This window comes from Flavobacterium sp. (assembly GCF_040382755.1).
Taxonomy (GTDB): domain Bacteria; phylum Bacteroidota; class Bacteroidia; order Flavobacteriales; family Flavobacteriaceae; genus Flavobacterium.
Genome location: NZ_JBEIET010000012.1, coordinates 22737 through 31795 on the forward strand (window position 1 = coordinate 22737; position 9059 = coordinate 31795).

The 9059-nt window shown below is 31.9% G+C and carries 5 protein-coding genes; 3 read left to right on the forward strand and 2 right to left on the reverse strand.

Going from position 1 to position 9059, the window contains the following annotated elements:
- Nucleotides 1-7: 7 nt before the first annotated feature.
- Nucleotides 8-2542: a DUF559 domain-containing protein gene (locus tag ABWO04_RS02585; protein WP_353077042.1), complete on the reverse strand. Its 2535-nt coding sequence runs from the start codon at nucleotides 2540-2542 to the stop codon at nucleotides 8-10.
- 255 nt (nucleotides 2543-2797) lie between these two features.
- On the opposite strand from ABWO04_RS02585, the gene ABWO04_RS02590 reads away from it, so the two are divergent.
- On the forward strand, nucleotides 2798-4813 hold the full coding sequence (locus tag ABWO04_RS02590) for a M1 family metallopeptidase (RefSeq protein WP_353077044.1): 2016 nt from the start codon (nucleotides 2798-2800) through the stop codon (nucleotides 4811-4813).
- A 72-nt stretch (nucleotides 4814-4885) separates the two neighbouring features.
- On the opposite strand, the gene ABWO04_RS02595 is transcribed toward ABWO04_RS02590, so the two are convergent.
- The gene (locus ABWO04_RS02595; protein WP_353077046.1) at nucleotides 4886-5410 is read right to left on the reverse strand and encodes a DUF7935 family protein; all 525 of its coding nucleotides are present in this window, start codon (nucleotides 5408-5410) and stop codon (nucleotides 4886-4888) included.
- Between the two features lie 91 nt (nucleotides 5411-5501).
- Between ABWO04_RS02595 and ABWO04_RS02600 the strand changes: the two genes are divergently transcribed.
- Both ABWO04_RS02600 and ABWO04_RS02605 read left to right on the forward strand, forming a co-directional pair.
- Complete coding sequence (locus ABWO04_RS02600) at nucleotides 5502-6680, forward strand: hypothetical protein (RefSeq protein ID WP_353077048.1); 1179 nt, start codon at nucleotides 5502-5504, stop codon at nucleotides 6678-6680.
- Nucleotides 6681-6740: 60 nt separating this feature from the next.
- Nucleotides 6741-9059: ATP-dependent helicase (locus ABWO04_RS02605; RefSeq protein WP_353077049.1), on the forward strand; the 2319-nt coding region annotated here is incomplete at its 3' end.

Consider the following 9059-nt stretch of genomic DNA (forward strand, 5'->3'; position numbering starts at 1 on the left):
TAATCTTTTACGAAATATAATTCCAAATACTTTTCTTCTTGCTGATTTCCATAAATACAGCCTTTAATTTGGCGTGTTCAGGTAAATTCATACTTGGGTCTTCTTTAAGAAGTTTTATAGCAATATGTCTTGCTACTTGTAAAATATCTCGGTCTTTTACTAAATCGGCAATTTGAAGGTTTAACACGCCACTTTGTTGTTTTCCCATTATATCTCCGGGACCACGAAGTTTTAAATCGACTTCTGCAATTTCAAATCCGTCATTGGTTCGCACCATCGTTTCCATTCGGGTTTTGCTGTCTTCAGAAAGTTTGTAATCCGTCATTAAAATACAATAACTTTGTTCGGCACCACGCCCAACTCGTCCGCGTAACTGATGCAATTGCGACAAGCCAAAACGTTCGGCACTTTCAATTATCATTACAGATGCATTTGGAACGTTTACACCCACTTCAATAACCGTAGTTGCTACCATAATATTAGTTTTACCTTCTGCAAAGCGTTTCATTTCTTCATCTTTGTCGGCAGGTTTCATTTTTCCGTGTAAAATAGAAATAGAATACTGTGGTAAAGGAAAATCACGAGAAATACTTTCATAACCGTCCATCAAATCTTTATAATCCATTTTTTCCGATTCCTGAATTAATGGATAGACAATGTAAATTTGTCTTCCTTTGGCAATTTCATCTCTTATAAATTTCCAAACTACTAATCGTTTACTGTCAAATCGATGTACGGTTTGTATTGGTTTTCTGCCAGGAGGCAACTCATCTATAACGGAAATATCTAAATCGCCATATAAACTCATCGCTAAAGTACGTGGAATAGGAGTAGCGGTCATTACTAAAACGTGAGGTGGAGTAGCCCCTCCAACCTCCCCAGAAGGGAGGCTTGCCAAGATTGTGTTGATCCTATTAATAACATTATCAATATCGCCAACAACTTGTTCGTTTGTAAATCGAATTACTTTAAAACCAATTTCATTTAAGATTTGTGTTCTTAATTCGTCGGCTTCTCTTTGTTCTAATGTGTTATGATAGCCACCATCAACTTCAATTATTAGTTTTTTCTCTAAACAAATAAAGTCCGCAATGAAAATATCAATAATATGTTGTCTTCTGAATTTATACTTTATATTTTTATTTCTTAAGTTTTCCCATAAAATACTTTCAGCTTGAGTACTATTTTTTTTGTTCTCTTTTTGAAGTTCTTTTAAAAGTTTATATGTGGGTGGTCTGGCTGTTTCGTATTTTTGTTTAATACGTTCGATTTCCCCTCCTTTGGAGGGGTTAGGGGAGGCCTTTCCCCACAGTTTACTTCTTTGTTCTACACCAAAACGATGTTGCTCATCAATTACGGCTAAACCTAAATTTTTAAATTGAACTTTATCTTCTAACAAAGCGTGTGTTCCGATTATAATATCTAACGTGCCGTTTTCTAATTCTTCGTGAATAATTCTTCGCTGTGCAATTTTCGTAGAACCTGTTAATATTCGAATGTTAATATTCAAATCTTTAGCTAATTCGGTAATGCCATTAAAATGCTGATTGGCTAAAATTTCTGTAGGCGCCATTAAACAACTTTGAAAACCGTTATCTTTCGCGATAAGCATACACATTAATGCCACAATGGTTTTACCTGAACCCACATCACCTTGCAATAAACGATTCATTTGTGCGTGACTTCCCAAATCGTTTCGTATTTCTTTTAATACACGTTTTTGAGCATTGGTGAGTTCAAAAGGCAAATGATTGTTATAAAAATTATTGAAATTTTCGCCAATTATCTCAAACGGAAAACCTTTTATTTTATGTTTACGAATTAAATTTTTAGTAATTAACTGCAGTTGAATGAAAAACAACTCTTCAAACTTTAATCGAAATTGTGCTTTAGCTAAAAGTTCTTGATTTTTTGGAAAATGTATATTTAATAAAGCTTCTTTTTTCGGAATAAGCTTTAATTCTTCTATAATCGAATCGGATAACGTTTCTGAAAATAATTGATGCGTTTCCGAAAACAATTGCATCATCATTTTATTGATAACTTTATTCGTAACACCTTTATTATTTAGCTTTTCGGTACTTGGATAAACAGGTTGCATCGCACTTCGTAAAGTGGTTTTGTGTTCTTCCAACAATTCCATTTCTGGATGTGCCATATTGAAAACCGAACCAAATTGTGTGACTTTCCCAAAAATAACATAAACAGTATTGAGTTTTAAACTTTCCTTAACCCATTTTTGTCCCTGAAACCAAACCAATTCCATTTGTCCCGTATCATCTAAAAAAGTAGCGACTAATCTCGATTTTCCTTTTCCTTGGTCGATGGTTTTAATATGAACCACTTTTCCAATAATTTGAACTTCTGAATTGCTATTTACCAGTTGGTTAATTTTGAAATAGCGCGTTTTATCGATATATCTATTAGGGTATAAATTGATTAAATCACCGTATTTATGAATATTCATTTCTTTGCGAAGTAAGTCGCCACGTTGAGGTCCAACACCTTTTAAATATTCTATGGGAGTATCGAGTAGATTCAAAGTCTAATTCTATTTTTGTAATTCAAGTTAAATTTTGAACACGGATAAAAGATATTATATAAATTATTAAAATTTCTCTAATCTGTGTTAAGACACACATGAAAAGCGAAGATAGTTATTATTTGTTAAATTAGAAATGAGTAAAATTAAAAATAGTTATATTCGTATCTGATTTTAAATTAATTTATGAAAGCGCTGTATTTTCTGCTTTTTTCAATTTTTTCCTTTTCGCAACAAACAAAATATGTTGATTTTTTGACATGTACTGCTTCTTTATATCCAAATTTTGAAGAAAAAGCAATTTCTGGAAGTGTAACATACGAATTTAAAGTAAAGCAGATTATTGATACTATTAAAATCGATGCCAAAAACATCGTATTTTCTGACGTTATGATTAATGGTAAATCGGTTAAATTTAAAAATTCAGGAAAAACATTGGATTTATTTGAGGGTTTTTCTAAAGGTAAAAACAAACTAACGCTTCAATACACTGCCATACCGAAGCAAACGCTTTATTTCATAGGTCAAGATGAAAATAGGCAAATCTGGACGCAAGGCCAAGGCAAATATTCAAGCCATTGGTTGCCGAGTTTTGACGATGTAAATGAGAAAGTAATTTTCGGGATTACTATTAACTATTTTGTTGATATGGATAAATTTGAATTTAATCCTATTGCATTATCTAATGGTAAATTAAATTTTGAGAAAAAAACTATAAGTTGGAGTAGAGGCGTTAACGATATAACAAGAAATTATCAAATGCAAAAACCTATGTCGTCTTATTTGGTAATGTTGGCGTTTGGAAAATTTGGGATGCAAGAAGTCAAAAGCAAATCTGGAACGCCTTTAGAATTCTACATAGATAAAAATGATTATTCAAAATTAGAACCCACATATCGCTATTCTAAACAAATTTTCGATTATTTAGAACAAGAAATTGGTTTGAAATATCCTTGGAAAATCTACCGTCAAATTCCTGTTAGAGATTTTTTATATGCGGGTATGGAAAACACGACTTCTACAATTTTCTCTCAAGATTTTGTTGTGGATTCAATTGGTTTTAATGATAAGAATTACATAAATGTAAACGCCCACGAATTGGCACATCAATGGTTTGGCGATTTAATAACCGCACAATCGAGTAAACATCATTGGCTTCAAGAAGGTTTTGCTACTTATTATGCGCTTTTAGCAGAAAAGGAAATATTTGGAGATGATTATTTTTATAACGAGTTATATGATTATGCGTTGCAATTGAGAAGCGCAGCCAAAACCGATACTATTCCAGTGATGAATGAAAAAGCCAGTTCGCTATCATTTTACAAAAAAGGCGCATGGGCGTTGCATACCTTACGCGAAGATATCGGTGCGAAAAATTTTCAAAGGGCAGTAAAAAAGTATTTGAAAAAATACCAATACAAAAATGTAAATACTGATGAATTTTTAGCTGAGATAAAAATGATTGCTAAAGATTTTGATATTAAAAAATTCAAGAGTAAATGGTTAGAAACTTCAGGTTTTGATATGGTTTTAGCTGAAAAATATCTCATAAAAAACAAATCGGTTGCGGCATATATTCAACTAACAAAAGAGAAAAAAGATATTGAAAACTATAAAGCTATTTTGCAATCTGAAACGTATTTTCCTGTAAAACAATATATTTTCTACAAATTAGGCAACACTACTTTTGAAAATAAAAAAGAGTTGATTGAAATTGGTATGAAACAAAACGTATCTGTCCGTCAAGCCATTGCCGAAACGGTGATTGAAATACCCGTTGAATTTAAATCGCAATATGAGACATTTTTAGACGATGATTCGTATAAAACAAAAGAAATTGCCTTGATAAATTTATGTAATTCTTTTCCAAATCAAACAAATGAATATTTAGAAAAACTAAAAAACTTGCAAGGTAACAATGATAAAAGTTTACGTATTACTTGGTTAAAAATCGCTTTAAATTTAAATCAAATTATAGAATATAAAAATCTGTATTTCAATGAATTGTTAAATTATACTTCAAGTAACAATGAAAGTTCAGTCAGGCAAAATGCTTTAGAGGTTTTATTGGAATTATATCCTGAAAACGAACAAGTAATTCGTGCTTTATTTCAAGCAACCACACATCACAAATGGCAATTTACAAAATTCGCAAGAGAGAAAATTCGAACCTTGTTAAAACAATCAGATTTTAGAAATCACGTAGAAAATTTAGTTAAAACTGCGGATGAAAAAACGGCTGCTTTGTATATGAAGTTTTTAAAAGAATAAAGTAATAAAACACAAATTTCACAGATTTACACAAAAAAATCTGCGTTAATCTGTGAAAACTATGTAAAATTTTTAAAATACCCTTTTTAATTCTTCTTTAATAAAGCTAATAGCAACAGCACTTGCGCTTTCTGTTTGTGTAAGTTCTTGAAGTAGTTTCGTTCTTAGTTCTTCACCAGAAGCCACTTCGCCTTCAATCGAAAATCTTCTAATTTGTGTAATAATGCTATTTTTTGCTTTTAAAATAATTTCCCAACTTTCTTGAGTGAAATATATTTGTTGCGCAATATTGTGTTCGTATTCAGTTTGAATAGTATGCACGAGAAGTGTTGCGTAACTTTGAGGGTCTAAAGAGTTTGGTTCTACACGCATCATTAAGTTTATAGGATTGATGCGTTCTAAGAATAACACAATACGCTCGTATGCTTGCAGTCTAATTGGTAACCCTAAACGCTGATTTTCTCTTAAAAGTTCAAATTTTCGTTTGTTTTCTTCGTTTTTGAAAAATTTATGCAATAAACCAAACGCTACTCCGCCAGTAATAATTGCGGGTAATGTATAAGTGGCAATTTCTAATAACTTTACTTCAATGTTCATCGATTGTTTTTTTACAAATCTAAAATATTTTTTTAAATAAAATAAATCCATTTATTATTTCTTATATTTGTTAGTATACCAAACTATTAAAATGAGAAATTTATATTTTTTAGGTTTGATTTTTTGTTCTGTTTTGTCGTTTTCTCAGACAAAAGAGGTTGTATTGGTATTTAAAGATAAAACGTCAGGTGCTTTAATTGAAAATGTTATAGTTGCGATTCTTCGTACCGATGAAAACTTTCAAAGCAATAAAGAAGGAGTGGTGAAATTTAATTTAAATAAACCATCAAGAATAAACATTAAGCATACCGAATATAAAGAAATTAGTCTCAATTCGGTTACTATAAAAGAATTAGAAACGGTTGTTTTTTTAGAAAGTATTTCACAAGATATTGAAGATGTTGTAATTACAAATAGACAATCTTTTAGTATACTTAAAACATTGATTAACAAATCAATGAAACAACTTACTGCACCTATTAATTTAAAGATATATTCACGAGAATTTTTTAAATATAATAACGAATATACGTCTTACTCGGATGGTTTAGTTAATTTTTGTTTGAAAGAAAAGCCCGACAAATTTGCAGCTGATATTTTAGTAGAACAAAACAGAACGTATAATTTAGTGAATAACGAAAAAATCATTAAAAAAACATTAAGTTATAATATGTACGATATCATTCAGAATTATTATGATTTTAAATACATTTCGAATTTAGCCGAATCCAAAGCTAAAAAAAAGTTCGAGTTTGAAATAAAAACCGTGAGAGGAAAAGCGGATTTTTATCAAATGGTAATTTCGCCAAAACCTGAAATCGAAGAGTTTTTACCAACGGTAACTATTATTTACGATAATAAAAAAAATATTATTTTAGAATTAGAATATTTTGTAGAACCCAATCGATTTGAATATTCGGATGTATCTAATTTAAAAGTTGTAAAGGGAAAAGTGTTCCATTCCACGTTTAAAGCGCTATATATTCTTGATGGAGATGAATACTTTTTAGCCAGTACAAAAGAAGAAATAGGGTTGATGGTAAAAGATAAAAAAGATGTGGAGAATAAGGTAGAAATAGCTAATTATTTAATTACTACGCAACATAGTAGAAAGTTTGTTCCTTATGAGAAGGAAGATGTTTTTAAGGAAAAATCATTAATAAACAAGAAAAACGCCATTATTACCGAATATTGGGAAACGAATTCTGGCTTATTACTTACTGCTGACGAAAAGAAAATTGTTGATAATTTACAACTAAATGACAATTAAAAGTAGTTAAAATCACTTCATAATCTGTATTTTTGCTTTCCTAATTATCCAATATCAACCATGCAACATTACATCGATCAATTAAATGAAGCACAGCGTGCACCTGTTTTGCAAAAAGATGGTGCTATGATAGTAATTGCAGGTGCGGGTTCTGGTAAAACGCGTGTGCTTACCGTTCGAATTGCAAATTTAATGTATCAAGGAGTAGATGCATTTAATATTTTAGCCCTTACATTTACGAATAAAGCAGCACGTGAAATGAAAAAACGTATTGCCGAAATTGTAGGTAACAATGAAGCTAAAAACCTTTGGATGGGTACATTTCACTCAGTTTTTGCTAAAATTTTACGAAGTGAAGCTGAAAAATTAGGTTATCCATCTAATTTTACTATTTACGACTCACAAGATTCATTGCGTTGTTTAGGTGGTATTATTAAGGAAATGCAATTGGATAAAGATATTTACAAACCCAAACAAATTTTAGGAAGAATTTCGCAATATAAAAACTCCTTAATTACGGTTCGAGCGTATTTTAATAATCCTGAATTACAAGAAGCTGATGCGATGAGCAAAAAGCCTCGAATGGGTGAAATTTACAATAATTATGTAGAACGTTGTTTCAAATCGGGTGCAATGGATTTTGATGATTTGTTATTGAAAACCAACGAGTTATTAAATCGTTTTCCAGATGTGTTAGCGAAATATCAAGACAGATTTAGATACATTTTAGTAGACGAGTACCAAGATACCAATCATTCACAATATCTAATTGTAAAAGCGCTTTCAGATAGATTCCAGAATATTTGCGTGGTAGGTGATGATGCGCAAAGTATTTATGCTTTCCGTGGTGCGAATATCAATAATATTTTAAACTTTCAAAAAGATTACGATGGCGTAAAGATGTACCGATTGGAACAAAATTATCGATCTTCAAAAAATATTGTAGAAGCGGCAAATAATGTTATCGATAAGAACAAAACCAAGTTGGATAAAATTGTTTGGACAGCGAATGATGACGGTCCTAAAATTAAAGTCCACCGAAGTATTACAGATGGAGAAGAAGGTCGTTTTGTTGCCGGAACAATCTTCGAACAAAAAATGCAAAATCAATTACCAAATTCGCATTTTGCTATTTTATATCGTACCAATGCGCAATCTCGTGCTATGGAAGATGCGTTGCGAAAACGCGATATTCCGTACCGAATTTATGGCGGATTGTCGTTCTATCAACGAAAAGAAATTAAAGACGTCTTATCTTATTTACGATTGGTAATTAATCCGAAAGACGAAGAAGCGTTGGTTCGAGTAATAAATTATCCTGCAAGAGGAATTGGCGATACAACTGTAGAAAAACTTACAGTTGCAGCCAACCATTATAAACGTTCCATTTTTGAAGTGATGGAACATATTGATAAAATTGATTTAAAATTAAATTCGGGGACGAAAACCAAGTTGCAAGATTTTGTTACGATGATAAAAAGTTTTCAAGTCATCAATGAACAACAAGATGCTTTTACACTTACTGACCACGTAACGAAGAAAACAGGATTGGTTCAAGAACTTAAGAAAGACGGCACGCCAGAAGGCATTGCTCGTATAGAAAATATAGAAGAATTATTAAACGGTATTAAAGATTTTACCGAAGGTCAAAAAGAAATTGATGGTGCTCGTGGTGCTTTAGCAGAATTTATGGAAGATGTAGCGTTGGCAACAGACTTAGATAAAGACACGGGTGATGATGATAGAGTAGCATTAATGACGATTCACTTAGCAAAAGGATTAGAATTTCCACACGTTTTTGTAGTTGGGATGGAAGAAGATTTGTTTCCAAGTGCGATGAGTATGAATACCCGAAGCGAATTGGAAGAAGAACGCCGTTTGTTTTACGTAGCTTTAACTCGTGCTGAACATCAGGCGTATTTAACGTATGCGCAATCGCGTTACCGTTGGGGAAAATTAGTAGATAGTGAACCTTCACGTTTTATTGAAGAAATTAATGGCGAATATTTGGAATATATGAATCCGATAGATTCGGGTTACCGATATAAACCATCTATGGATATTGATATTTTTGGCGATGTGGATAAATCCAAATTACGATTGGCGAAACCAACAGCAGGAACACCACCTGAATACATTACCAAAAACGAACCTGTTTCGTCTGTAAATATTAGAAGGTTAAAACCATTAAATAGTGGTGCAAGTGCATCGAAAAACAATGTTACAGATGCTAATTTAGCTGTTGGAAATATTGTAATGCACGAACGTTTTGGAAAAGGCGAAATCGTAGGTTTAGAAGGCGTTGGAGCCGACAAAAAAGCAGAAATTCGTTTTGATGTTGGTGGCTTGAAGAAGCTGCTGTTGCGCTTTGCAAAGTTG

Excerpts from the sequence above, each read along its gene's own strand:
- ABWO04_RS02600 (WP_353077048.1), top strand. The coding sequence starts at position 5,502 with ATGAGAAATTTATATTTTTTAGGTTTGATTTTTTGTTCTGTTTTGTCG.
- ABWO04_RS02595 (WP_353077046.1), bottom strand. The coding sequence starts at position 5,410 with ATGAACATTGAAGTAAAGTTATTAGAAATTGCCACTTATACATTACCC.